This window comes from Paraburkholderia sp. BCC1885 (genome assembly GCF_900996235.1).
Taxonomy (GTDB): domain Bacteria; phylum Pseudomonadota; class Gammaproteobacteria; order Burkholderiales; family Burkholderiaceae; genus Paraburkholderia.
This window is the reverse complement of the sequence record NZ_CAAJGM010000167.1, coordinates 1-445: the sequence shown is the minus strand read 5'-3', so window position 1 is coordinate 445 and position 445 is coordinate 1. Positions and strand designations below refer to the sequence as shown.

Genomic DNA, 445 nt, shown 5'->3' with positions numbered 1-445 from the left:
CGCAACTGCCCTCGCCGATTCCGCCGGCGGCCGCCGAGCCTAGCGCGCCTCGCCCTTCCACATCTTCAGCAGCAGCGCATTGGTCACCACGCTGACGCTGGAGAAGGCCATCGCCGCGCCGGCGATCATCGGATTGAGCAGCCCGAAGGCGGCCAGCGGCACGCCCACCACGTTGTAGACGAAGGCCCAGAACAGGTTCTGCCGGATCTTGCGATAGGTGCGACGCGAGATGTCGATGGCCGCCGCCACCAGGGCCGGGTCGCCGCGCATCAGCGTGATGCCGGCGGTGTGCATCGCCACGTCGGCGCCGGTCGCCATGGCGATGCCGATATCGGCGGCGGCCAGCGCCGGCGCGTCGTTGATGCCGTCGCCGACCATCGCCACCACGCCCTGGGTCGAGGCCTTCAGCTGCGCGATCACGCGTGCCTTGTCGTCGGGCAGCACC

1 protein-coding gene is annotated in these 445 nt (G+C 70.3%); it reads right to left on the bottom strand.

Annotated features, from left to right (window positions below; translation table 11 throughout):
- Positions 1-39: 39 nt before the first annotated feature.
- Positions 40-445 (bottom strand): HAD-IC family P-type ATPase (locus FQ755_RS16160; protein WP_144155863.1); only part of this gene is annotated, 406 nt, incomplete at its 5' end.